The 25,647-nt window shown below is 32.8% G+C and carries 20 protein-coding genes, 3 tRNA genes and 2 rRNA genes (1 of these 25 cut by a window edge); 13 read left to right on the plus strand and 12 right to left on the minus strand.

All coding sequences use genetic code 11. The features are described from left to right. Positions 1 to 200: 200 nt before the first annotated feature. The 3 genes from ACYX4H_RS10070 to ACYX4H_RS10080 form a co-directional block, all read right to left on the minus strand. Positions 201 to 1,703 (minus strand): sulfatase family protein, encoded by a 1,503-nt coding sequence (locus ACYX4H_RS10070; protein WP_476236119.1) that lies wholly within the window; start codon positions 1,701 to 1,703, stop codon positions 201 to 203. A 97-nt stretch (positions 1,704 to 1,800) separates the two neighbouring features. Beyond that, positions 1,801 to 5,994: a hybrid sensor histidine kinase/response regulator transcription factor gene (locus ACYX4H_RS10075; RefSeq protein ID WP_476236120.1), complete on the minus strand. Its 4,194-nt coding sequence runs from the start codon at positions 5,992 to 5,994 to the stop codon at positions 1,801 to 1,803. Positions 5,995 to 6,156: 162 nt separating this feature from the next. Then, positions 6,157 to 6,229: transfer RNA gene (locus ACYX4H_RS10080), tRNA-Lys, on the minus strand. 145 nt (positions 6,230 to 6,374) lie between these two features. Between ACYX4H_RS10080 and ACYX4H_RS10085 the strand changes: the two genes are divergently transcribed. Continuing rightward, on the plus strand, positions 6,375 to 6,893 hold the full coding sequence (locus tag ACYX4H_RS10085; protein WP_476236121.1) for a shikimate kinase: 519 nt from the start codon (positions 6,375 to 6,377) through the stop codon (positions 6,891 to 6,893). Here the strand turns inward: ACYX4H_RS10085 and ACYX4H_RS10090 are convergent. Both ACYX4H_RS10090 and ACYX4H_RS10095 read right to left on the minus strand, forming a co-directional pair. After that, positions 6,885 to 7,388: a phosphoribosyltransferase domain-containing protein gene (locus ACYX4H_RS10090; protein WP_476236122.1), complete on the minus strand. Its 504-nt coding sequence runs from the start codon at positions 7,386 to 7,388 to the stop codon at positions 6,885 to 6,887. The genes ACYX4H_RS10085 and ACYX4H_RS10090 overlap by 9 nt on opposite strands. A 91-nt stretch (positions 7,389 to 7,479) precedes the next feature. Then, entirely contained in the window at positions 7,480 to 7,854 is a 375-nt protein-coding gene (locus tag ACYX4H_RS10095) for an RNA-binding S4 domain-containing protein (RefSeq protein WP_476236123.1), read from the minus strand. 144 nt (positions 7,855 to 7,998) lie between these two features. Here ACYX4H_RS10095 and ACYX4H_RS10100 point away from each other — a divergent pair, with 144 nt between their 5' ends. After that, positions 7,999 to 9,060 (plus strand): FKBP-type peptidyl-prolyl cis-trans isomerase, encoded by a 1,062-nt coding sequence (locus ACYX4H_RS10100; RefSeq protein WP_476236124.1) that lies wholly within the window; start codon positions 7,999 to 8,001, stop codon positions 9,058 to 9,060. Between the two features lie 73 nt (positions 9,061 to 9,133). On the opposite strand, the gene ACYX4H_RS10105 is transcribed toward ACYX4H_RS10100, so the two are convergent. After that, complete coding sequence (locus ACYX4H_RS10105) at positions 9,134 to 9,727, minus strand: outer membrane beta-barrel protein (protein ID WP_476236125.1); 594 nt, start codon at positions 9,725 to 9,727, stop codon at positions 9,134 to 9,136. A gap of 202 nt (positions 9,728 to 9,929) precedes the next feature. On the opposite strand from ACYX4H_RS10105, the gene tgt reads away from it, so the two are divergent. The 6 genes from tgt to ACYX4H_RS10135 all read left to right on the plus strand — a co-directional run bounded on the left by tgt (position 9,930) and on the right by ACYX4H_RS10135 (position 17,174). Next, the gene (gene tgt / locus ACYX4H_RS10110; RefSeq protein WP_475294160.1) at positions 9,930 to 11,060 is read left to right on the plus strand and encodes a tRNA guanosine(34) transglycosylase Tgt; all 1,131 of its coding nucleotides are present in this window, start codon (positions 9,930 to 9,932) and stop codon (positions 11,058 to 11,060) included. A 42-nt stretch (positions 11,061 to 11,102) separates the two neighbouring features. After that, complete coding sequence (locus ACYX4H_RS10115) at positions 11,103 to 12,179, plus strand: LptF/LptG family permease (RefSeq protein ID WP_476236126.1); 1,077 nt, start codon at positions 11,103 to 11,105, stop codon at positions 12,177 to 12,179. Continuing rightward, a complete protein-coding gene (locus ACYX4H_RS10120; protein WP_476236128.1) occupies positions 12,166 to 13,062 on the plus strand; it encodes a DMT family transporter in 897 nt (298 codons plus the stop codon). The genes ACYX4H_RS10115 and ACYX4H_RS10120 overlap by 14 nt, the downstream gene beginning before the upstream one ends. A gap of 71 nt (positions 13,063 to 13,133) precedes the next feature. After that, positions 13,134 to 14,087: an acetyl-CoA carboxylase carboxyltransferase subunit alpha gene (locus tag ACYX4H_RS10125; RefSeq protein ID WP_475294157.1), complete on the plus strand. Its 954-nt coding sequence runs from the start codon at positions 13,134 to 13,136 to the stop codon at positions 14,085 to 14,087. 169 nt (positions 14,088 to 14,256) lie between these two features. Beyond that, a complete protein-coding gene (dnaB, locus tag ACYX4H_RS10130) occupies positions 14,257 to 15,798 on the plus strand; it encodes a replicative DNA helicase (RefSeq protein WP_147136555.1) in 1,542 nt (513 codons plus the stop codon). Positions 15,799 to 15,989: 191 nt separating this feature from the next. Then, entirely contained in the window at positions 15,990 to 17,174 is a 1,185-nt protein-coding gene (locus ACYX4H_RS10135) for an asparagine synthetase B (RefSeq protein ID WP_476238657.1), read from the plus strand. A gap of 3 nt (positions 17,175 to 17,177) precedes the next feature. Here ACYX4H_RS10135 and ACYX4H_RS10140 read toward each other — a convergent pair whose 3' ends face one another. Further along, positions 17,178 to 17,630, minus strand: a complete 453-nt coding sequence (locus ACYX4H_RS10140; RefSeq protein ID WP_476236129.1) for a hypothetical protein — start codon at positions 17,628 to 17,630, stop codon at positions 17,178 to 17,180. A gap of 89 nt (positions 17,631 to 17,719) precedes the next feature. On the opposite strand from ACYX4H_RS10140, the gene ACYX4H_RS10145 reads away from it, so the two are divergent. After that, positions 17,720 to 18,142 (plus strand): secondary thiamine-phosphate synthase enzyme YjbQ, encoded by a 423-nt coding sequence (locus ACYX4H_RS10145; RefSeq protein WP_476236130.1) that lies wholly within the window; start codon positions 17,720 to 17,722, stop codon positions 18,140 to 18,142. On the opposite strand, the gene ACYX4H_RS10150 is transcribed toward ACYX4H_RS10145, so the two are convergent. The 5 genes from ACYX4H_RS10150 to thrS all read right to left on the minus strand — a co-directional run bounded on the left by ACYX4H_RS10150 (position 18,139) and on the right by thrS (position 22,350). After that, positions 18,139 to 18,942 carry an HAD family hydrolase gene (locus ACYX4H_RS10150; protein WP_476236131.1) on the minus strand — a complete coding sequence of 268 codons (804 nt, stop codon included), beginning with the start codon at positions 18,940 to 18,942 and terminating at the stop codon, positions 18,139 to 18,141. The two genes, ACYX4H_RS10145 and ACYX4H_RS10150, sit on opposite strands and share 4 nt — an antisense overlap. Before the next feature lie 132 nt (positions 18,943 to 19,074). After that, entirely contained in the window at positions 19,075 to 19,419 is a 345-nt protein-coding gene (rplT, locus tag ACYX4H_RS10155; RefSeq protein WP_147136542.1) for a 50S ribosomal protein L20, read from the minus strand. Between the two features lie 143 nt (positions 19,420 to 19,562). Then, positions 19,563 to 19,760, minus strand: a complete 198-nt coding sequence (rpmI, locus tag ACYX4H_RS10160; RefSeq protein ID WP_019388182.1) for a 50S ribosomal protein L35 — start codon at positions 19,758 to 19,760, stop codon at positions 19,563 to 19,565. Between the two features lie 64 nt (positions 19,761 to 19,824). Beyond that, a complete protein-coding gene (gene infC, locus ACYX4H_RS10165) occupies positions 19,825 to 20,379 on the minus strand; it encodes a translation initiation factor IF-3 (protein WP_475295227.1) in 555 nt (184 codons plus the stop codon). A 36-nt stretch (positions 20,380 to 20,415) separates the two neighbouring features. Next, positions 20,416 to 22,350 carry a threonine--tRNA ligase gene (thrS, locus tag ACYX4H_RS10170; RefSeq protein ID WP_476236133.1) on the minus strand — a complete coding sequence of 645 codons (1,935 nt, stop codon included), beginning with the start codon at positions 22,348 to 22,350 and terminating at the stop codon, positions 20,416 to 20,418. A 1,007-nt stretch (positions 22,351 to 23,357) separates the two neighbouring features. Between thrS and ACYX4H_RS10175 the strand changes: the two genes are divergently transcribed. The 4 genes from ACYX4H_RS10175 to ACYX4H_RS10190 form a co-directional block, all read left to right on the plus strand. Further along, positions 23,358 to 24,875, plus strand: a 16S ribosomal RNA gene (locus tag ACYX4H_RS10175). A 135-nt stretch (positions 24,876 to 25,010) separates the two neighbouring features. Further along, positions 25,011 to 25,084 (plus strand) — tRNA-Ile (locus ACYX4H_RS10180). Positions 25,085 to 25,170: 86 nt separating this feature from the next. Further along, a tRNA-Ala gene (locus ACYX4H_RS10185) sits at positions 25,171 to 25,244 on the plus strand. Positions 25,245 to 25,384: 140 nt separating this feature from the next. Continuing rightward, positions 25,385 to 25,647, plus strand: a 23S ribosomal RNA gene (locus ACYX4H_RS10190) (it continues 2,537 nt past the right edge of the window). The 16S and 23S rRNA genes sit together here with 2 tRNA genes alongside, the layout of an rRNA operon.

Below are 25,647 nucleotides of genomic sequence, written 5' to 3' on the forward strand. Positions count from 1 at the left end.
TTTGTTGCAATAATGTGAACAAAAGATATGTTATAGTATTTACAAAAACATGAAATTAGCAATGTGTATTAGAATTATGATATATACTTTTAAATGAGTTACAAATTGTTTTAGTGCACATGTGTAAAAATTCAATTTTGAGTTAGTTAAGTACTATAATTAGTTAAAAGGCCTTCTAGTTTTTAATTAGAAGGCTTTTTTTAAAGAGATATTATTGATGTTAAATCTAAAGGGTCATTCATATCTTTTTGAAGCTTAACTAAATCATTAAATAAGGTTTTTACTTTTTCTTTGTAAGTATCATCATTGGCTAAGTTATTCATTTCTTCAGGATCTTTATTCATATCAAATAACTGAAGTTTTTTAATTTTAGGATAAATGATGAGTTTAAATCCGTCTTTTCTAATCATACGTTGTAAATCTCTGTATCCGTTATAAATGGCATCGTAATTTCCTTTTTCTTGTTCTCCTATTGCTAGGTCTAAAACACTATTAAAAAACACGTATTCTGGCTTTTCAATATTGGCTAATTCAAGGCTAGTAGCCATGGCGTCTTGTAAATAAATATCGGCATTTACTTTTTTATTTTCAGGAATGTTTGGGCCCATAATCATAAAAGGAGCTCTAATACTATGGTCGTATTGAGATTGTTTACCAATTAAGCCATGTTTGCCAATGGCTAAACCATGATCTGCTGTAAAAATAATGTAGGTGTTATCCATTTTTCCTGTAGCTTCAAGCCTATCTAAAATTTTTCCAATTTGAGCATCTAAATGTGTTATAATAGCATAATATTCTTGTATATGTTTTTTTGTGGCATATTCTGTTCTAGGAAATGGTGCTAATGCTTCATCTCTTAAATTAGGGCCACAACCCATGCCGTCTTTAAACGGATATTCTGGTAACCAGCTTTTAGGTAAACTAATGTTTTCTAAAGGGTATTTGTCTAGATACTCTTGCGGTGCTTGCCTAGGGTCATGTGGAGCATTAAAGGCTAAATACATAAAAAACGGGTTTTTACTCTTTTCAGCGTTTTCAATAAAACTAATAGCATCATCTTTTAAAACTTCGCTCCAGTGTTTACCGCCTTCCCAAAAACCACCAAATTTAGGATTTGATGGAGACCAAGTTGTATCGTTTTCACTCAAAGGCCTGTTGTAGCCAATAGGCATTAAAGTGGCAGGATCTCTATCTGTGCCTTCAATGGCTTTAAATTTTGCTACTTGCTCATTGTGCTCCCAAGCATCATTAGGCATGCCGGGTCTGGTATGTTTTACATTTTGAAAAACGCTATCTGCTTTTGCATCAATATGCCATTTACCAGTCATGTAGGTATCATAACCAGCGTTTTCCATTAATTTTCCCCAAGTTTTATCTAGTTCTTTGTTTTTGGTCCAATTTTGTCTGAAATTATTAACATTCCACACAGTTCTACCAGACATTATCATGGCTCTTGAAGCAGCACAAATTGCACCATTCCAAGCACCCATATTGTAGGCGTGTGTAAAGGTGGTGCCGTGTGTTACTAGTTTATCTAAATTTGGGGTTATAATTTCGTTATTACCCAAAGCATTTATGGCAGAGTAGGTCATATCATCTGCAAAAATGAAAACGACGTTGGGTTTTTCTTTAGATGGTTCTTTTTTTTGTTTGTTACATGAAACAATAAATAATAGCAAAACTGCTAAAAAAAGTTTTTTCATTTTAGTTTAATTAAGGTCTGGTTTTATAACCTTAAAAGTAGCCAAAATAGAAGAGAACAAACTGTAAAGTATGTTCATAATTAGGTAATAAATGATTTTATTTTTCCTCTTTTTTAGAGTTTTCAGTTTGTTTATGTTTTTGGCTTACATATTCGCTTGGTATAACACCAAACTGTTTTTTAAAACATTTGGCAAAATATGATGCGGTATTGAAACCCGTCATATACATAATTTCTTTTACGGAATAATCACTTTGTTCAAAGAGTTGAACGGCTCTTTTTAGTTTTATATTTCTTATAAATTCACTTGAAGATAAGCCTGTAATTTCTTTAAATTTTGAATATAAATTACTTCGGCTATAGCCCATTTCTTTTACAAGCATTTCTACATTAAAGTCTGTATTCATCATATTGTCTTCAACAATACTAATGGCTTTTTGAAGAAATTGTTCATCCATTGAAGTTACAGTAACTTCTTTAGGTTTTAAACTTATATCTCGGTTAAAGCGTTTCCTTAAATCTTCTCTGTGTTTTATGATATTTGAAATTTTAAGTTCTAAAAGTTCAATATCAAAAGGTTTTCTAATGTAGCCATCTGCTCCTATTTTTCTACCTTCAATTTCAGTTTCTTGAGATAGTTTAGCTGTAAGCATTATAACGGGAATATGGCTGGTTTCTTTTTTAGTTTTTATGTTTTTACATAAGCCAAACCCATCCATTTCTGGCATTACAATATCAGTTAAAATAACACTTGGCATAAGTTTGTTGGCTAGCTCAACACCCATAGCGCCATTGTCTGCTTCATAAATTGTGTAGTTTTTACTTAGTGCTTGTTTTATAAATTTTCTAATATCACTATTATCATCAACTACAAGTAAAATAGGAAGGTTTGATTTGTTTAATGATAAATTTTGATCAATAAGTTCATCATTTATACTAATTGCGGCTGTTTCAGCTTCAGAAGAACGTACATAAAAGTCTACATCTTCTTTATCTTTAAGTGTTATTTCGGGTAAATCTTCATAGGCTTTTCGTTCGGTTGGAAGGGTAACTGTAAAAACGGTTTCAACATTTGGCTCGCTTTCAATTTCAATAGTTCCTTGGTGTAAATCAACCAAACTTTTGGTGAAAGATAAACCAATGCCAACACCTCTTTGTTTTTTCTTACCGGCTTTATTATCTGTATAAAAGCGTTCAAAAATATTTTTTATTTTTTCTTCGTCTATACCAGAGCCACTATCGGTAACTTTAATAACCACACTTTTTTCGTCATTAACAAACATGTTAATTTTAATAGCACCGTGCTGAGGTGTAAATTTAAAGGCGTTTGAAAGTAGGTTAGACATTATTTTTTCTAATGCTTCGTGGTCAAACCAAGACATTATAGGCTCTTCTTTAGCGTTTAAAGTAAATTCTATATCTTGTTTATTTGCTAAAAACTGAAAAGGTTCTGTAATTTCTCTTACAAAATGAACAATATTACTTTTTCTAAGTACTAAGCGCATTTTACCTTGGTTTACTTTTCTAAAATCTAAAAGCTGATTTACAAGGCGTAATAAATACTCTGTGTTTTTTTGCATGAGCCCATATTGTTCTTGCACTGTTTTTTGATCTATTTCATGACCGTGCTTTTGCAAGTATTTTAATGGGCCTTTTATTAAGGTTAAAGGCGTACGAAATTCATGAGAAATGTTTGTGAAAAATTCTAATTTTACGCGGTTTAGTTCTTCATTTTTTTCTTTTTCAATGTATTCTAATTCTAACTCGTGTTTTTTAGTGGTTTTAATAATTGTAAACCTACGGTACATTAAAAGTATACCAATTATAAGAGCGCTATAGAGAAAATACGCGAGATTAGATTTCCAGAAAGGTGGTAAAATACTAATTTTTAATTGTGTTGGGTTAGAATCCCAAACGCCATCATTATTTGATGCTTTTACTTTTAATGTATAGTTACCAGAGGCTAAATTGGTGTAGGTAGCAAAACGTTTTTTTGAGTTTGTATACACCCAATCAGCATCAAAACCTTCTAGCATATATGCAAACTTATTTTTTCTAGGAGCGGCGTAGTGTAGGGCTGCAAATTCTATAGAAAAATTGTTTTCATAAGGTTTAAGCTCAATAGATTCAATATTATTTACGTCTTTATCAAATAATATCCTGCCATTTATTTCATCGCCTATATTAATTTGTTTGTTTGATATTGAAAAGTTGGTAATAATGGTATTGGCTTCAATGGTGTTGTCTGTTATTTTTTCAGGATAAAACGCATTAAAACCATTTACGCCACCAAAAAGGAGTTGCCCATTAGCTCTTTTAACACATGCTAATTCTTGAAATTCATTGCTTTGAAGCCCGTCATTAACATCATAATTTTTAAAAGTTTCTTCTTTTGGATTGAACTTTGAAATACCTTGGTTTGTAGATATCCATAAATTGCCTTCATTATCTTCTAAAATTCCTTTTATTACATTGCTAGGTAAGCCTTCGGCAACGGAGTAAGCTTTAAATGAAGGTTCGCTGTTTTTGTTACCAGGTATAAGTTTATTTAAACCACCACCAAATGTACCAAACCAAAGATCACCAGATTTACTTTCGTATATGGGTAAAATATAGTTATGGCTTAAACTTGTATCATCATTAGGAATGTTTTTAAAAACTTCAAACTTTGGGTCTTTTTTTAAAGCTTCTTCAGGTGTTAATTTACATAAACCATTACCTGTTGCAAACCACAAATTGCCTTTTGTATCTTCAAAAATATTTCTAATTATATTATTTGATAAACTGTAAGGATTGTTTTTGTTGTGGCGTAAATTATCTTTTTTGTAGGTATTTGTGTTTTTATAGTACGCCCACCTGTGTATACCGCCACGGTAGGTTCCTATCCAAATATTTTTATATCTATCTTGTTTTAGTGTAAATACACTGTTACCAATTTCATTAATTTTTTTAAAACTCTCATTAGTAATGTTTTTTTGGGTGGTACTTAAGTCTAAAGTGTATAGGCTAGGGAAACCTTCGGTACCAACTATAAGTGTTTTTTGGTTGTAATATTCAATTTCGGCAATAGCAAAAGGGTTTCTAGTAACTGTAATGTTATTATATCCAAAATATAAACTATCACTATTTTTTTTAGGTAACATGTTTAAGCCGCCACCTTCTGTACCAATCCATAAGTTGCCATAGCTATCTTCAAACATAGCTCTTATTTTATCATAACTAAGGCTTGTTGGGTCTAGTGTTTTTTTTATGTGATGAAATTGTTTTCTATCGGGGTCATATTTGTTAATACCGCCACCATTGGTACCTACCCATACAATACCAGTTTTATCTTTATAAAGTGATTTTATTATGTTCTTACTTATGCCATATTGATTTCTTGGGTTATATTTAAAAGTTTTTTTAAGTACAGGTAGTTCATTTCGGTTGTCATTACTAAAATAGCTCAACCCTTTATTGGTTCCTGCCCAAATATGATTTCCATCTATTAAAAGGCAATTAATAGCGCTACTTTTTACAAAAAAAGCTTTACTATTGGGTAAATTTAAATCTAATACATACATACCCCATGATGCTCCAATTATTAATCTGCCGTAGGCATCTTCAGTAATACTTCTTATGGCTATTTTTGATTTTATACCAATATCTATGTTTACTTGTTTGGCCTCAAAATTGTTTTCATGATCAATAAAAACTTTGTATATACCTCTAACCGAAGCTACCCATAATTGACCTTTGCTGTCTTCAAAAACTTGATAAACTTCTTTAATATCAATACTTTTAAAAACCGGTTTATCAATAGGTTTGTTTAAATCTAGTAGGTTTAAAGCATTAGGGGTTCCAATCCATAATCTATTTTTTGAATCTTTAAAAAGAGAACTTATATGGTTGTTAGATATGCTTTTTGGGTTTTTATCATCGTGAGTAAAACGAAAAAACTTATTTAAAGCTTTATCAAAATAGTTTAAGCCATTACCAGTTGTACCTATCCATAAATTACCGTTTTCACCACCTGTTACAGCATAAGTTAAATTACTACTAATGCTATTTGGGTTGTTTCTTTTTGGGGTGTAAACAGAAAAGCTATAACCATCATATTTATTAAGGCCGTCATGGGTTGCAAACCACATAAACCCTTCTTTATCTTGAAATATACTATTTACATCATTTTGAGATAAACCATCATCTGTAGTAATATGGTTAAAATATATTGAGTTTTGGGCATTAAGTTGATTAATACCTATGAGTGAAATATATAGATATACTAGGGCTACTAATTTTTCTTTTAACATATAATAAAAATACTAGATTATCTTTTTTTTCCAAAGTTACCATTAAATAATGATTAAATAATTACTTAAAAAAACGAAAATATAAGTTTTGAATAAGTGTGAAGAATTCTATAAATAAAAAAAACCTTACTAAAATTAGTAAGGTTTTTTAAGATTAAAAAGTGACCGGGCTGGGGCTCGAACCCAGGACCCTCTCCTTAAAAGGGAGATGCTCTACCAACTGAGCTACCAGGTCATTTTTTTTAGCAGCCAACATGTTGTTGTTTGCGGGTGCAAATATATAACCTATTTTTAATTAAACAATACTTTTTTTGAAGAAATTTTCGTTTTTTTGCATCGCGAAAGCGTATGTTTTTAATAATCAATTTATAACGTAAAAAATGATTCTTGTTTTAATTGGGTATATGGGCTCTGGTAAGTCTTCAATTGGTAAAAAATTAGCTAAAAAATTAAATTATGATTTAATTGATTTAGATGATTTTATTGAAGAAAAGGAAAAAGCAACCGTAAAAGAAATTTTTGACAACAAAGGCGAAATATATTTTAGAAAGAAAGAGCAAGCCTATTTACAGGAACTTTTAAGTGCTGATAAAAACATTATTTTGTCATTAGGAGGTGGTACACCTTGTTTTGGTGATAATATGGAGCAAATTTTAAATACTAATAATGTTTTGAGTATTTACTTAAAAGCATCTATACCAAAATTAGCTAAAAAGTTAATTAAAAAGAAAGCAACACGCCCGTTAATAGCGCACATTGAAACCGAAGAGGCGTTAACAGAGTTTATTGGTAAACATTTGTTTGAAAGGTTACCGTACTACAGTAAAGCAACACATCATGTAATTACAGATGATAAATCAAAAAAAGAAATAACTAAAGATATTTTAAAACTACTGTAAAACGGCTTCAAAAGCATTGTCTTTTAAAGTCACTTCAATATGTTCATGTAATGATGTTGATAATGAAATACCTTTAAAATCGGCTTTTACAGGGTATTTTTTATGATTTCGGTTTACCAAAACAGCTGTTTTAAATTGTTTTAAAGGAACATTTAAAAAGTGTTTTACACCATAAATTAATGTGGTGCCAGAATTTAAAACATCATCAACTAATACTAAAGATTTATTTTTATAATTGTCTTCAGTAATTGAGGTTTTTATTTCAGATTGCGGATTTTTTTTATCAATTAGTACCTTGCAAAGTACTGGTGTTATTTCAGAAATATTTTCTAATTCAACTTTCAATTTTTCGGCAAACACATAACCATTTTTATCAATACCAGCTAAAACAACTTCTTTTTCGTCAACATTGCTTTCGTAAATTTGAAAAGCAATACGTCTAATTTTATGTTCAATTTGTGTGTGGTTTAAAATAACGTTGGTTTTAACAGTCATAACTTTCTAAATTCAGAAAAAATAAAATATAAAATTACTCATTTTTAATATATGAGCATATGTTTCAAACTAAAAAAGAACTAATTAAAAATTACTCTTCAGCATCGGTAGTATAACCATCAATATCTCGTCTATCTTTTTTTGTAGGCCTGCCAGTGCCTTTTTTACGGTAGTAATCTTTAGAATATTTTAAAAGTTCTTGTGCTTCAAAGGCTTCCTTTGGTGTGGTATCAGTTCTGTATATATCAACCAATTTTGCGCCCACTCTATTAGGAGGTAAATCGTTTACTTTTAGGCTATAGTTAATTTGGTTTTTTCTAACTTCAATTACATCAAGCGGGTATACCTCTCGGCTAGGTTTTACTATGTCTTGGTTTACACGCACATGCCCTTTTTTACAAGCTGTTGTTGCCAATGATCTGGTTTTGTAATACCTAACACACCATAAATACTTATCAATTCGCATATAATTATTACTAAAACTACGTTAATGTTATTGTGCAAGATTGTATTAAAATTGTATCTTGCGCCTCAAAAATACGCATAAATGTATTCTAATCTAATTATGCGTTCTTTACTTACTAAATTTAAGTTGAAAATAAAATAGTTTATGAAATTAGAAAAAATAAGCCTACTAATTTTTTGTTTGGCACTTTGTATCTTCTCTTGTGGAAATGATGACGAAGGAAGTGATAATGTTGAAATAGTTGATAGAGATAGAAATGAGCAGCAGGTTATTGATAACGATTCTTTAATAGATTTTTTAGAAACACATTACTATAATTCTGATGTATTTGAAACGAATACAAACGCAAGCATTTCAGACTTAGTAATTACACGAATGGCCACAGGTGAAACAGTGCCAGATGGCCATACCTTACTAAAAGATGCTGTTGGTGTTTCTAGAAAAACCACTTTTGCAGATATAGATTATGAATTTTACGTGTTGGTTTTAAATGAAGGCGGTGGTGATTTTAGACCAAGCTTTGCAGATAATATTTTAACCACTTACGAAGGTTATACTTTAGATGATAATTTAAACGATTTAACCGATGCTTTTGATAGTAAAACAACACCAGATACATATTTTGGTTTAATTGATTTAATACCAGGTTGGAGGCGTGTGTTTCCTATGTTTAACGTTGCTAATGGGTATGTAGATAATGGCGATGGTACCGTTAATTTTAATAACCCAGGTATGGGTGTTATGTTTTTACCTTCTGGTTTGGCATATTACCAAGAGGCCAGAACAGATTTACCAAGCTATTCGCCACTAATTTTTAAGTTTGAACTTATACATGCAGAAGAATTAGACCATGATGGTGATGGTATTCCATCGTATTTAGAAGAATTATCAGGCAATCAAGAATTTAATACTAATAGTGAATCTGGCGTTTTTGATGGCGATGATACAGATGAAGATAGTATACCTAATTATTTTGATACTGATGATGATGGCGATGGCGTTTCAACTGCTGCTGAAATAAGCGAACTTTTTGAAATTAAAACATACAATGAGCCAACAAAAGCAGCTTTAGAGGCTTTAACTTTTGGAGCTAACGAAAAATTAGTACACATTGTAGAATTAGCCAATGGAACATTTACTGGTACTACAATTACAACTACCGATACTGATGGTGATGGTATTTTTGACTATTTAGATGCTGATTAATTTTTTAGATAAAACCACTATAAAAAAACCTCGCTGAAAAGCGAGGTTTTTGTTTTTTATAAAATAGTATTTTTTATAAAATTATAGATAAACTTAAAATTAATTGATCTGGCCTGGTATCTAACCTGTCAGGGTTAATGCTATTATTCTGTAAAAAAGTAGCTTCGTTTTTATTAAAACCACGTTCATATCTTACATCAATTCCTACTTTATTAAAGTTTAAACCAATACCAAAATTAAGTCCTACAGAAAAATCATCTTCAACATTCTTAATAGAAATACCATCAAATTCTGTATCTAAAATATACTGTAATGATGGCCCTCCAAAAACGCTAATTGGTCCTAAAACTTTTGCGCCAACAAGTAAAGGGGCATCAAGTTTTTGCATGGTAAAATCATCACTATTATAATCACTTTTAGTGCTGGTATAAACAACCTCAGGTTTAAAATAAATTTTCTCTCCAATTTTACCAAACACGCCAATGTGGTAGCCAATGTTACGGTCTGGGTTTTTAGAGTTATTACTAATAGATTCAAAATACTTACCATTAGCATTGTAATTTAATCCGCCTTTTAAACCAAAACCCGTGGCGGTTTGAGCCATACAAGTAGCCGATGAAATTACAATAACCAATAGTGCTAAAACTTCTTTTTTTAAAAATTTCATAATTGTTCGTTTTTTAAGATTTGCTTAACAATAACAAAAACGTTGCCAAAACTAATTTATTTTCAAATTAGTCTATAATGTTTACATTAAAAAACGATTAATAGGTTGGTAATTTAAAGCTTCACAATAGTTATAATACGTTAAAAAATAATTTTAGAATAAAAAAAATATGTAGGTTTGCCAACTGAATACAAAGTATAAAATGAAGTTTACATTAAAAGCACAAGACCCCAAAAGTAAAGCAAGAGCAGGAGAGATAACTACAGATCATGGGGTAATACAAACACCCATATTTATGCCCGTTGGCACAGTTGCAACCGTAAAAGGTGTGCACCAGCGTGAACTTAAAAATGATATAAATCCTGATATTATTTTAGGTAACACCTATCATTTATACTTGCGCCCGCAAACTAAAATTTTAGAACAAGCCGGCGGACTTCATAAGTTTATGAATTGGGATAGAAATATATTAACAGATTCTGGCGGATACCAAGTATATTCACTATCAGCAAATAGAAAAATTAAAGAAGAAGGTGTAAAATTTAAAAGCCATATTGATGGTAGCTACCACACTTTTACACCTGAAAACGTAATGGAAATTCAGCGTAGTATAGGTGCCGATATTATTATGGCTTTTGATGAATGTACACCATACCCATGCGATTATAACTATGCAAAACGCTCTATGCACATGACGCACCGTTGGTTAGATAGGTGTATAAATCATTTAGAAAAAACACCTTTAAAATATGGCTATAATCAAGCGTTTTTTCCAATAGTGCAAGGTAGTACTTATAAAGATTTGCGTGTACAATCGGCTGAATATATTGCAAATGCTGGTGCCGTTGGTAATGCCATTGGTGGCTTATCTGTTGGTGAACCTGCCGAAGAAATGTATGCCATGACAGATGTTGTTTGTAGTATTTTGCCAGAAGATAAGCCACGTTATTTAATGGGCGTTGGTACACCAATCAATATTTTAGAAAATATAGCGTTAGGTGTAGACATGTTTGATTGTGTTATGCCAACACGTAATGCCAGAAACGGTATGTTATTTACAGCCCACGGCACCATAAATATTAAAAATAAAAAGTGGGAAGATGATTTTTCGCCAATTGATGAAATGGGAATAACTTTTGTAGATACAGAGTATAGTAAAGCCTATTTACGCCATTTGTTTTCGGTAAATGAGTTATTGGGTAAACAAATAGCAACCATTCATAATTTAGGTTTTTATTTGTGGTTGGTTAGAGAGGCAAGAAAGCATATATTAGCCGGAGATTTTAATACATGGAAAAACACCATGGTTAAACAAATGGATAAAAGACTTTAAAAGAAAGCCAAAAATGCTTTAAAAAATATGAAGTTATAACGCATGAAAATATTAGATTGGTACATACTAAAACGCTATTTACTTACATTTTCCATGATGTTATTGTTGTTTGTACCTATTGGAATAACAGTGCATTTAGCCGAAAAAATAGGTAAAATTTTAGACAGCGAAGCACCAATGTCTGAAGTGCTTTTGTATTTTTTAGACTTCACTATTTATTTTGCGCATTTGCTGTTTCCGTTATTTTTATTCCTATCGGTTATTTGGTTTACATCAAAACTGGCTAATAATACCGAAATTGTAGCCTTTTTAAGCTCTGGCGTTTCGTTTATGCGTTTTTTAAGGCCATATGTAATTGGTGCCGTTATTGTTGCATTATTTTCTTTGCTATTAGGTATGTTTTTGGCGCCTAAAGCCAGTGAAGGCTTTAATAACTTCAGCTATAAATATTTAAAAAAAGGCCGAAAAGCCGTTGAAAACACCAATGTTTTTAGGCAAATTAATGATAATGATATTATTTATGTTAGCAGTTATGATGTGAAAAATAACTACGGAAATAATTTTACTTTAGAACATTTTGAAGATAATAAACTAGCTTATAAAATTACAGCAAATACAATACGTTATGTAGAAAAAGACTCGGTATACAGACTTATAGATTATACCAAACGTCATATTTTAGAAAACGAAGATCGTATAGAATCTGAACGTACAAAAGATACCCTTTTTGATTTTAAAGTAGATGATTTAATACCAGTAATTTATGCCGCCGAAACAAAATCATACGGAGATTTAAAACGCTTTATTGATAGTGAAGAGGCAAGAGGCTCATCAAACGTAGGGCGCTTTAAATTAGTACTTTACAGAAAATGGAGTTTACCAGTATCAGTGTTTATTTTAACCATAATAGCAGTAGCTGTTTCGTCAATTAAAAGGCGCGGTGGTATGGGCGTTAATTTGGCTTTAGGTATTTGTATAGCCATGGTGTTTGTGTTTTTTGATAAGGTTTTTGGTGTTATGGCAGAACAATCTGACTTTCCGCCATTAATAGCCGTTTGGTTTCCTAATATAATTTTTGGTATTTTATCTATTTACTTGCTTTATAATGCCAAGCGTTAAATTTAAAAATTACCTGCATTTACATGTTTTAGTTTTTATTGCAGGTTTTACCGCTATTTTAGGTGAAGTCATAACCATTTCTGCAATTCCGTTAGTTTGGTACAGAATGCTAATGGCATCAATTTTAATGTTTATTTATATTAAAATATCTAAAATAAAGCTTCAGGTAAAGCCTAAAGCTATTTTAAAATTAGCATTAGCTGGCATAGTAATAGCCGCTCATTGGATTACCTTTTTTGCAGCCATTGATGCTGCAAATATTTCTATTGCTTTATCTATGTTTTCAACAGGTGCTTTTTTTGCCTCAATTTTAGAGCCTATTGTATATAAACGTAAACTCATTTGGTATGAAATTTTACTAGGTATTTTAGTAATTATAGGTGTTTTTATAATTACGCAAAGCGAAATTAAATACATAAATGGTATTATTTTAGGAATTTCATCGGCATTTTTATCATCACTATTTGCCGTATTAAATGGTAGTTTTTTAAAGCAACATTCGGCCACAACCATATCATTTTATGAATTTTTAAGTGGCGTATTTTTTATAAGCATTTATATAGCGCTATTTACTGATGGTTTTACAGCAAATTTTTTCAATATCTCTAAAAATGATATTATCTATTTATTCATATTAGCTTCAGTATGTACAGCTTATGCTTTTATAGCGTCTGTATATGTAATGAAGGTTATAAGTCCTTACACTGTGGTGTTGTCATATAATTTAGAACCTGTTTACGGTATTATTTTAGCTGTTATTTTGTTTCCTGAAACAGAAAAAATGACACCCAATTTTTACTATGGAGCCATTGTTATACTTACAACAGTTTTGTTAAATGCGGCGTTAAAAAATTCTAGAAAATTAAAAAGAAAACAAACTTAGGTGTTAAACAAGTTTAAGTTTTTATATTTGTAGCCTAACTTTAAGTTAATAGCATTAAACCAAAAATTCTTATGGAATATTTAGAATTTGAACTTCCAATAAAAGACCTAGAAGAGCAATTACTAAAATGTAAAGTAATAGGAGAAGAAAGTGAAGTTGATGTAACTGAAACTTGCTCTCAAATAGAAAAAAAATTAGCAGCAGCACAAAAAGACATATATAAAAACCTAACACCATGGCAAAGGGTACAATTATCAAGGCACCCAAATAGGCCATATACGTTAGATTATATTAAAGCCATTTGTGGAGATACGTTTTTAGAATTACATGGCGATAGAAATGTAAAAGATGATAAAGCCATGGTAGGCGGTTTAGGTAAAATTGGCGACCAATCATTTATGTTTATTGGTCAACAAAAAGGTTATAACACCAAAACCAGGCAATACCGTAATTTTGGTATGGCAAACCCAGAAGGATACCGTAAAGCATTACGCTTAATGAAATCTGCCGAAAAATTTGGTATTCCTGTTGTAACTCTAATTGATACTCCGGGCGCATACCCAGGTTTAGAAGCTGAAGAACGTGGCCAAGGTGAAGCCATTGCCCGAAATATACTTGAAATGGCCAGATTACAAGTGCCAATTATTGCTATAGTTATTGGCGAAGGTGCATCTGGTGGTGCTTTAGGTATTGGTGTTGGAGATAAAGTATTAATGTTAGAAAACGCATGGTACTCCGTAATTTCTCCAGAAAACTGTTCGTCTATTTTATGGCGTAGTTGGGAATACAAAGAACAAGCAGCCGAAGCACTTAAACTTACAGCAAGTGATGCTAAAAAAATAAAAGTGGTTGATGATATTATTAAAGAACCGCTTGGTGGTGCACACCGCGATAGAGAAAAAACATTTACCAATGTTAGTAACACTATTGTAAAAACATACGAGTCATTAAAAAACTTATCACCAAAAGATTTAGTTTCAAAACGTATGGATAAATATGAAAATATGGGCGTGTTTAAAGGCTAATCCTTTTAAAACCACATGATACAAAATCTGAAGCTTATGCTTCAGGTTTTTTTTTTGAGCTTATTCACAATATTTTTAAGTTATTAACAGTTAAATTGTTAACTGTTGGTTAAAAACCCAACACAGTCTTTATGTAAAAGGCATCAACTTTTTAGTTACTTTCGCAGTTATGAAACAGCCTAACCAAATCCAAGGATATAAAGTAGATAAGAGTACCTTGATTAACCTAGAAAAAGGAAAAATACCACCTCAAGCAATTGATTTAGAGGAGGTTGTGTTGGGTGCAATGATGATTGATAAGAAGGGTGTTGATGAAGTTATTGATATTTTAAGCCCTGAAGCATTTTACAAAGAAGCACATCAATATATTTTCGAGGCAGTTTTTCAGCTATTTGAAAACAGTGAACCAATAGACTTATTAACCGTTTCTACACAATTAAAAAAGAATGCAAAACTAGAAATGGTTGGAGGAGATTTTTACCTAATTTCCTTAACCCAAAAAGTATCATCTTCTGCACATATTGAGTTTCATGCCAGAATTATTCTTCAAAAGTTTATTCAACGAAGCTTAATTAAAATTTCAAATGAAATTATTGAAGATTCATATGATGAAACCAAAGATGTTTTTGATTTATTAGATAAAGCAGAATCTAAACTTTATGAGGTAACACAAGGCAACATAAAAAAATCTAGTGAGTCTGCCCAAGAGTTGGTTATTCAAGCTAAAAAGAAAATTGAAGAAATTTCAAATAAAGAAGGCTTAAGTGGTATTCCTACAGGTTTTACTAAGTTAGATAAATTAACATCTGGTTGGCAACCATCTGATTTAATTATTGTAGCTGCACGTCCTGGTATGGGTAAAACCGCATTAACATTGTCTATGGCAAGAAATATAGCGGTAGATCAAAACATTCCGGTTGCTTTTTTCTCATTAGAAATGGCATCGGTACAGTTAATTACCCGTTTAATTTCTAGTGAAACGGGCTTGTCTTCTGAAAAATTACGTACCGGTAAATTAGAAAAGCACGAGTGGGAACAATTAAATGTGAAAGTAAAAGGTTTAGAAAAAGCGCCGTTATTTATTGATGATACGCCCTCACTTTCAATCTTCGATTTAAGAGCAAAAGCACGTCGTTTATCATCACAACATGGTATAAAGCTAATAATGATTGATTATTTACAGTTAATGACAGGAGGTAATAGCCATGGCGGAAACAGGGAGCAGGAAATATCAATGATTTCTAGAAACCTTAAAGCTTTAGCAAAAGAATTAAATGTGCCAGTAATTGCACTATCGCAGTTATCGCGTGCGGTTGAAACTCGTGGCGGTAGTAAACGCCCTTTACTTTCAGATTTACGTGAATCTGGTGCTATTGAGCAAGATGCCGATATTGTAAGTTTTATTTACAGACCAGAGTATTATAAAATTGATGAATGGGATGATGAAGAACGCTCACCAACCGAAGGACAAGCAGAATTTATTATAGCAAAACACCGTAATGGTGGACTTGAAAATATTAGACTTAAATTCTTAGGACATTTAGGTAAGTTTGATAATTTAGAAGATTTTGATTCGCCTTTTGAATTCCACTCAAAAATGAATGCAGCCGCTAATGATGATACCTTTAAATCTGAAGGTTTTACAGCATCACCAGACCAAGCTTTTGGTAGCTCATTTAATAATGATAATGATGACGAAGTACCATTTTAAATAAGATTGTATTTAACTTCTGTTAAAACTTACAGGTTAAAAATAATTTTAAGTATCTTTCAATTTAAAAATAATGTGCTTTTATTTTTATGAAGCACCAAAAAGTAGCCCAAATTTTGAAGAAGATATTCTTAATTTTATTATTCTTTTTTATAACGTTTAAAACATTTGCATCTTACATTCTGGTGCCCATGGATGCCGAAACCCAAAAAAATCACCTAAAAGCTTATGGTATTACATATTGGGTGCTTAATAAAGAATTAAAAGTTAAGTGGTTGTTAAACTACCGTGGTGGTTCATTTTTATTGCCAGATACTGATGCTATTCAAAAAGAATGTCAAATTAGAGGCGTTAATTTTGAAGTAATTTCAAACAGTAAAGCTGAAAATATTTTGCAAGAAATTAGCAGCCCCAGTAAAAATATGGAAGCTGTGGTTTTAGAAAAAGCACCTAACATTGCTGTATACACACCCAAAGGAAAACAACCTTGGGATGATGCTGTAACCATGGTTTTAAAGTATGCCGAAATTCCTTATGAAACTGTTTATGATGAAGAAGTGTTGAACGATAACTTATTGTTGTATGATTGGTTACACTTGCACCACGAAGATTTTACTGGGCAATACGGTAAATTTTACGGTGCTTACAGGGCAGCTTCGTGGTATATTGAAGAAAAAAAATCTGCCGAAGCACTAGCAGCAAAATTAGGATATAATAAAGTATCTGAACAAAAAAGAGACGTAGCTTTAAAAATTAGAGATTACGTTGTGGGCGGTGGTTTTATGTTTGCTATGTGTAGTGCAACAGATAGTTTTGATATAGCATTAGCTGCCAATGGTATTGATATTTGTGAACCTATGTTTGATGGCGATGGTAGTGATGCTGGCTACCAAAGTAAAATAGATTATAATAGTACTTTTGCTTTTACAGATTTTATTTTAGAAAGAAGCCCATTGGTTTATGAGTTTTCTTCAATAGACATGACAAGAAAACGAAATGTACCAAAAACAACCGATTACTTTTCACTAATGGAATTTTCGGCAAAATGGGATCCAATTCCAACCATGTTATGCCAAAATCATACAGCTTTAGTAAAAGGTTTCATGGGCCAAACCACATCATTTACCAAAAAAGAAATAAAATCTAACGTATTAATTATGGGTGAAACCAAAATTAATGGCGAGGCAAAATATATTCACGGTATTAAAGGCAAAGGTTTTTTTACCTTTTACGGCGGGCATGATCCTGAAGATTACCAGCATAGGGTAGGCGATGCAAAAACCGAACTAGATTTACACCCAACATCTCCTGGATATAGACTTATATTAAATAATGTGTTGTTTCCAGCCGCTAAAAAGAAAAAACAAAAAACTTAAAAACTACAGTTCAACTGTTCTAGTAGTTCTTTTAAATGTATATACATAACCATCGCTTCCTGTTCCTGTAGATAAGCTGTTTTGGTCAATGCTCATATCATCATTATTATCTCCAAAAGTTTCAATCTCTCCAAACTCAACACCTTCAACAATTAAAAATAAATTTTCATTATGCTCATGAAAAAATAAATTGTAATTACCAGAATCTAAACCATCTTCTAAATCAGCATTTTCGTTGTTATTGTTAATGTTTAGTATGCTATTATTGTTATCAAAAACCCAAACAATATCGCCAATTTCAAAATCATGATCTACACCGGCTACACCACCAGTAACATTTATTAAATTCCATTCGTTAATAGTTATAACAACAGGTTCATTATTACTGTCTTCATTCAAACTACAACTTGAAACACTAAGTAAAATAACAGTAAATAGTAAAGCTAATTTCTTCATAAAATTTAGTTTTATTATAAGATAGTATTTTATTGAAAAGGTTGCGTAAACCGATTAAATTATTTTTATTGAAAGCATAAATAATAATAATGAAGTTTTTTCAAAAAGAAATAAAATTAAAAGCATACAGCAGAGGTTTTCATTTAATTACTTCAGAAATTTTAAATGCATTACCTAATATTGAAGATATTAAAATAGGGCAATTGCAGGTGTTTATTAAGCATACTTCGGCAAGTTTAACAATAAATGAAAATGCAGATTATACAGTACGAGAAGATTTTGAAAGCCATATAAACAAAATAGTACCTGAAAATGCACCGTATTACAAACATACTTATGAAGGAGCAGATGATATGCCTGCACATATAAAAGCATCATTATTTGGCGCATCAATACAAATACCTATAACAAACGGACGTTTAAATTTAGGCATTTGGCAAGGTATTTATTTATGTGAGCATAGAAATTATGGCGGCTCAAGAGCCGTAGTGGTTACTGCTTTTGGTAATTAAATTTTATTTTTTAATAATTTGTCTATAATATATTCAACACCAAAATCATCATTACTTTTGGTTTGGTAGTTTGCAGTTTGCTTTACATTGGTGTGCGCGTTTTGCATAGCATAACTAAATTTAGCTATTTTTAGCATTTCTAAATCGTTATTATAATCACCAAAAACCATAGTTTCGTTTTCTGAAATGTTATATTTTTCTTGTAGCATTTTTATGGCGTGCCCTTTATTAGCTAAACTGTCAGATATATCTAACCAATTTTTTCCAGATATTTTAATAGCGTAGTTTTGTTCAAAATGTTTTACTAACGGATAAATGTATTTTTCTGAATCTTCAGAATGATAAATAGCAATTTTCATAATATCTTCTTCAATTTCATCAATACTATCAATTACTTTAAATGTTGGGTAATACTCTGATAATTCAGGTATATACCCAGAGGAATTACTCTTAAAATATCCCTTACTTTTGGTGCAAAACACAGCGTGAATATGGTTATTAGAATCTATAATTTGCTCTAAACTGTAAATATTCTTGGTGTTTATTGGGGTAGAAAGTAGTTGCTTATCGTTTTCAATAACTAAACCCCCATTTTCAGCTACTATTATTATATCATTTTTTATAGTTTCTAACTTGTTAACTATACTGTAATATGGGCGACCACTGGCGGCAACAAATTTTATATTGTTTTGTTTTAGGCTTTTAAATTGTTTTAAAAATAAACTACTAACTTCATGGTTAGAGTTTAAAAGTGTACCATCCATGTCACTTACAATGAGTTTTACTTGAGATAAATCCATTAAAAAATAGTATTAATTTACTGCTACAGTAATTAAATTTATGTTTAAAAATATTAAATAAAAAAATCCAACTCAAAAAAGAGTTGGATTTTTTATTAAGCGAAATATATGTTTTACAATAGGCTAAGCGCCTTATTTTACTTTTTCAACTACAGCTTTAAAAGCTTCAGGGTTATTCATAGCTAAATCTGCTAAAACCTTACGGTTTAATTCTATGTCATTAGCTTTTAATTTCCCCATAAATTGAGAATAAGATAAACCGTGTTCTCTAGCTCCAGCGTTAATACGCGTAATCCATAAAGCACGGAAAGTTCTCTTTTTTGCTTTGCGGTCTCTGTACGAATATTGCATCGCTCTATCAACCGCGTTTTTAGCTACTGTCCAAACGTTTTTACGTCTTCCAAAGTAACCTTTTGCTTGTTTAATAATCTTTTTTCTTCTAGCTCTTTTTGCTACAGAATTTACTGATCTTGGCATAATTTTTAAGTTTTTTGTAGTGGGCGGTTTATAGTTTTTAGTAATTCAGTTTTAAAGAAAACTTTTTAACTTTTAACTTTTAACTCTTTAATTGAGCCACACTCCAGGGTTTTACAATTTGTTTTAACCAATTAAAACATTTGTTACTTTAAGCGTAACATTGTTTTAATATTATCTTCGTCAGCCTTATGTACTAAAGTATCATGGGTTAACGCAAGCTTACGCTTTTTAGACTTCTTTGTTAAGATGTGACTTTTAAAAGCGTGCTTTCTTTTAATTTTACCAGTGCCCGTTAATTTAAAACGTTTTTTGGCACTAGATTTTGTTTTCATTTTAGGCATTTTCTTTTCCTAGTTTTAATTATTTCGCTTAATTATTTTGAATAAGATTTTATAAAATATCTTATTACTTTTTTTCTTTTTTAGGGGCAATAAACATGGTCATGCGTTTACCCTCTAATTTTGGCATTTGTTCTACTTTACCAAACTCTTCTAAATCTTGAGCTAAACGTAAAAGTAAAATTTGCCCTTGTTCTTTAAATATTATGGAGCGTCCTTTAAAAAACACAAAAGCTTTTAGTTTGGCACCTTCTTTTAAAAACTTTTCGGCATGTTTCTTTTTAAACTCATAATCATGGTCATCAGTTTGTGGCCCAAATCTAATTTCCTTAACGACTACTTTACTTGCTTTCGCTTTTAAAGCTTTATCACGTTTCTTTTGTTCGTAAAGAAACTTTTTGTAGTCCATAACTTTACACACAGGAGGATCTGCTTTAGGTGATATTTCAACCAAATCTAAGCCTTGATCATCGGCTATTGCTAAAGCTTCTCGTATGTTATATATACCTACTTCAACATTTTCACCAACCAATCTTACTTTCGGTGATTTAATTTTAGAGTTAATTCTGTGTTTATCCTCTTGTACTACCCTTTGGGGTTGTCTTCTTCTTCTAATTGCTATGGCTTAAAAATTTTAATTAAACTTTATTTTATTTTTCTAGAACGATTTTAACGTTTTATTGATCTCTTCTTTTATAATGTTTGAAAAAGTTTCAATACTCATCATACCTAAATCTTCACCACCGTGTTTACGTACTGTAACTTTGTTTTCTTTCTCTTCTTGTTCACCAATTATAAGCATATACGGGAATTTTTTCATTTCAGATTCCCTAATTTTCTTTCCTATGGTTTCATTTCTATGGTCTACAAGGGCGCGAATTTCGTTATTTTCTAGCAAATTTAAAACTTTTTCCGAGTATTTTTCATATTTCTCGCTGAGAGACAATATCATACACTGCGTTGGCATTAACCATAATGGGAAATTACCTCCAGTGTGTTCAAGCAATATTGCTACAAAACGCTCTAAACTTCCAAACGGTGCTCTGTGTATCATTATAGGGCGATGCAATTCATTGTCACTACCTTTATATGATAAATCAAAACGTTCAGGTAAATTGTAATCAACTTGTATGGTTCCTAGTTGCCATTTTCTACCTAAAGCATCTTTAACCATAAAATCTAGTTTTGGGCCATAAAAGGCAGCTTCGCCTTCTTCAATAACATAATTAAGACCCTTATCTGAAGCAGCATTAATAATTGCGCGTTCAGCCTTTTCCCAATTGGCAACATCACCAATATATTTGTCGGGATTTTTCGAGTCCCTTACAGATACCTGTGCCGTAAAGTTTGCAAAACCTAATGAACCAAACACATATAATACTAAATCTATAACATTTTTAAACTCTTCGTCCAACTGGTCTGGTGTGCAAAATATATGCGCATCATCTTGTGTGAAACCTCTAACGCGCGTTAAACCATGTAGTTCACCACTTTGCTCGTATCTATAAACAGTACCAAATTCAGCATAACGTATAGGTAAATCTTTATAACTCCATTGTGCACTATTGTAAATTTCGCAATGGTGTGGGCAGTTCATGGGTTTTAATAAAAACTCTTCATCTTCTTTAGGAGTGGTAATTGGTTGGAAACTATCTTCACCATATTTAGCGTAATGCCCAGAGGTAACATAAAGTTCTTTTTGTCCAATATGAGGAGTAACCACCATTTCATAACCAGCTTTTTTTTGTGCCGCTTTTAAAAAGTTTTCCAAGCGTTCTCGTAAAGCGGCACCTTTAGGCAACCATAAAGGTAAACCTTGGCCAACTTTTTGCGAAAACGTAAAAAGCTCAAGCTCTTTACCAAGTTTTCTATGGTCACGTTTCTTAGCCTCTTCAAGTAAATTTAAATATTCCGTTAATTCTTTTTGCTTAGGAAAAGAAATACCATAAACACGTGTCAACTGTGGTTTGTTTTCGTCACCACGCCAATACGCACCGGCAACACTTAAAACTTTTACAGCTTTTATAATGCCAGTATTAGGTATATGACCACCACGACATAAATCTGTAAATGTAGAATGATCGCAAAAGGTAATAGTGCCATCTTCTAAGTTTTCAATAAGTTCCGTTTTAAAAGCATTGTCTTTATATAGCGCTAAAGCTTCGGCTTTAGTTACAGATCGCATTTTAAAATCGTGTTTACCACGAGCAATCTCCAACATTTTATTCTCAATAGTTTTAAAATCTTTTTCAGATACTACATGCTCGCCAAAATCAACATCATAATAAAAACCATTTTCAATAGCAGGCCCAATAGTAAGTTTAACACCAGGATACAATTCTTCAATAGCCTGAGCTAATACGTGAGCAGATGAGTGCCAAAAAGCAGTCTTGCCAGCATCATCTTTCCAGGTATATAAAACTAAAGCACCATTAGTGGTTAATGGGGTAGAGGTTTCAACAATTGTATCATTAAAACTTGCCGAAATAACATTTCTAGCCAAACCTTCGCTAATACTTTTAGCAACATCCATTGGTGTAACGTTTTCTTCAAACGTTTTTACACTACCATCTGGTAAAGTAATATCTATCATGAAATAAAATTAAAATAAGGCACAAATATAATAGTATAAAAAAACACACACAATATATATGTAGGTATAATTTTAATTATAGCGTTCCCCTACATACTTTGGGGTCGGGCTTTCACTACTCAATCTTTTTAAAGTAAAGTTATAGTATTATAATGAGTAAGTAATTGGTAGGTATACAGTATTTTTTGCAGAGGTAAAAACATAAAACACTTTAAAAAGGATTTCAAACAAGCCGTTCAATCCCTAACGCGCGTGTTAGTAGCGGTCATTTTAAATAAGTAAGTACCGTATTTATTAGCATTAAACAGTAAACAGAGCGCATTCATAATAAAACAAACGGCATAAAACCCAAACAATAACACATATATATTAGTATTAATAATACAGTAACAAATAACCAGATTCACTAACAAACACTAATAAAGAAGAAAACAGTGAATAATATCAAAAAAATATTCGCATGTAAAGTAGTGATTAATAAAGGGTTAAAATACGGTTAAAAATAAAACATAAATAAAGATAAAAAAAGGCTTGCGAGAAAGAAAAAGGGTTGTATATTTGCACCCGCAAAACGGATGACACAGTTCAGAAGTTAAGCAGAAGTTCATAGAAAAACGAGATTTAAACGAGGGTTAAAAAACTTTCAAAAAAAATCAAAAAAGTTATTGTGAGTTCAAAAAAAGGTGCTATGTTTGCACCCCGCAAAAATGGCTAACAAAACAGTTAGAAATCGAGCGGTAAGTTCACTAAAATATTGGGTTAAAATTTTGAAAAAATATTTTCAAAAAAAACTTAAAAAAGTTTTGTGAGTTTAAAAAAGGGTTTTATATTTGCACCCGCTAAACGAGGAGACGACATTTAGAGAAGAAATAAAGTTCATAAACATATTGAAATTGACAGCGTAAATATTAACTGGAAACGGTTAATATAAACAAGAGAATAAACCATTTTGAGTACTGAAGATTCTATTGGTTGTTAAAGACATAGTCGTAAGACTTAAAAATTTAACGATGAAGAGTTTGATCCTGGCTCAGGATGAACGCTAGCGGCAGGCCTAACACATGCAAGTCGAGGGGTAACAGGAGAGCTTGCTCTTGCTGACGACCGGCGCACGGGTGCGTAACGCGTATACAATCTGCCTTGTACTGGGGGATAGCCTTTAGAAATGAAGATTAACACCCCATAGTATTATAGATTCGCATGATGAAATAATTAAAGGTTACGGTACAAGATGAGTATGCGTCCTATTAGCTAGTTGGTGTGGTAACGGCACACCAAGGCAACGATAGGTAGGGGCCCTGAGAGGGGGATCCCCCACACTGGTACTGAGACACGGACCAGACTCCTACGGGAGGCAGCAGTGAGGAATATTGGACAATGGGCGGAAGCCTGATCCAGCCATGCCGCGTGCAGGAAGACTGCCCTATGGGTTGTAAACTGCTTTTGTACGGGAAGAAACACTCCTACGTGTAGGAGCTTGACGGTACCGTAAGAATAAGCATCGGCTAACTCCGTGCCAGCAGCCGCGGTAATACGGAGGATGCAAGCGTTATCCGGAATCATTGGGTTTAAAGGGTCCGTAGGTGGACTGGTCAGTCAGAGGTGAAATCCTGCAGCTTAACTGTAGAACTGCCTTTGATACTGCTAGTCTTGAGTTATTATGAAGTAGTTAGAATATGTAGTGTAGCGGTGAAATGCATAGATATTACATAGAATACCAATTGCGAAGGCAGATTACTAATAATATACTGACACTGATGGACGAAAGCGTGGGGAGCGAACGGGATTAGATACCCCGGTAGTCCACGCCGTAAACGATGGATACTAGCTGTTCGACTTCGGTTGAGTGGCTAAGCGAAAGTGATAAGTATCCCACCTGGGGAGTACGTTCGCAAGAATGAAACTCAAAGGAATTGACGGGGGCCCGCACAAGCGGTGGAGCATGTGGTTTAATTCGATGATACGCGAGGAACCTTACCAGGGCTTAAATGTAAGTTGCATGATTTAGAGATAGATCTTTCTTCGGACTACTTACAAGGTGCTGCATGGTTGTCGTCAGCTCGTGCCGTGAGGTGTCAGGTTAAGTCCTATAACGAGCGCAACCCCTGTTGTTAGTTGCCAGCATGTAAAGATGGGAACTCTAGCAAGACTGCCAGTGCAAACTGTGAGGAAGGTGGGGATGACGTCAAATCATCACGGCCCTTACGTCCTGGGCTACACACGTGCTACAATGGTAGGGACAGAGAGCAGCCACACCGCGAGGTGGAGCGAATCTATAAACCCTATCTCAGTTCGGATCGGAGTCTGCAACTCGACTCCGTGAAGCTGGAATCGCTAGTAATCGGATATCAGCCATGATCCGGTGAATACGTTCCCGGGCCTTGTACACACCGCCCGTCAAGCCATGGAAGCTGGGAGTGCCTGAAGTCCGTCACCGTAAGGAGCGGCCTAGGGTAAAATCGGTAACTAGGGCTAAGTCGTAACAAGGTAGCCGTACCGGAAGGTGCGGCTGGAACACCTCCTTTCTAGAGAAAGACGACTAGTAGTGTAAGTTTTTAAGAAAGAGATAGTTTATTCTTCTTGCTGTTAATTTAAAATATAAAGTAAGTCATTAGGCATTAGTGATTAAAGCTAAAGACTAAGGGCGAGCGACTAAGTACAGTCTCATAGCTCAGCTGGTTAGAGCGCTACACTGATAATGTAGAGGTCGGCAGTTCGAGTCTGCCTGAGACTACAAGTTCATTAAATATTGAAAAGGAAATTCTAGAGGTTGAGAATTCTAAATTCGTAATTCTGAATTCTACAATTTGAATTCATTACGGGGAATTAGCTCAGCTGGCTAGAGCGCTTGCCTTGCACGCAAGAGGTCACCGGTTCGACTCCGGTATTCTCCACTAAATTCTGAGTTAATTTCAGAATAAAAGTTCATTGACATATTGAAAAAGATACATGATAATTAGATAGAAATATTTAATATAAAATTATAATAATTGTAACGAGCAATTATGTAAACTCATTAAAAAAGCAAAAAGTACAATAAGCTAAATAAGGGCGTATGGGGAATGCCTAGGCTCTCAGAGGCGATGAAGGACGTGATAAGCTGCGAAAAGCTGCGGGGATTGGCACATACAAATTGATCCGCAGATATCCGAATGGGGCAACCCACTATATTGAAGATATAGTATCCGAAAGGAGGTGAACCCGGAGAACTGAAACATCTAAGTACCCGGAGGAGAAGAAAACAAAAGTGATTCCGTTAGTAGTGGCGAGCGAACGCGGATTAGCCCAAACCAGTAT

The sequence above is a fragment of the Seonamhaeicola sp. ABD4_340 genome (genome assembly GCF_056312135.1).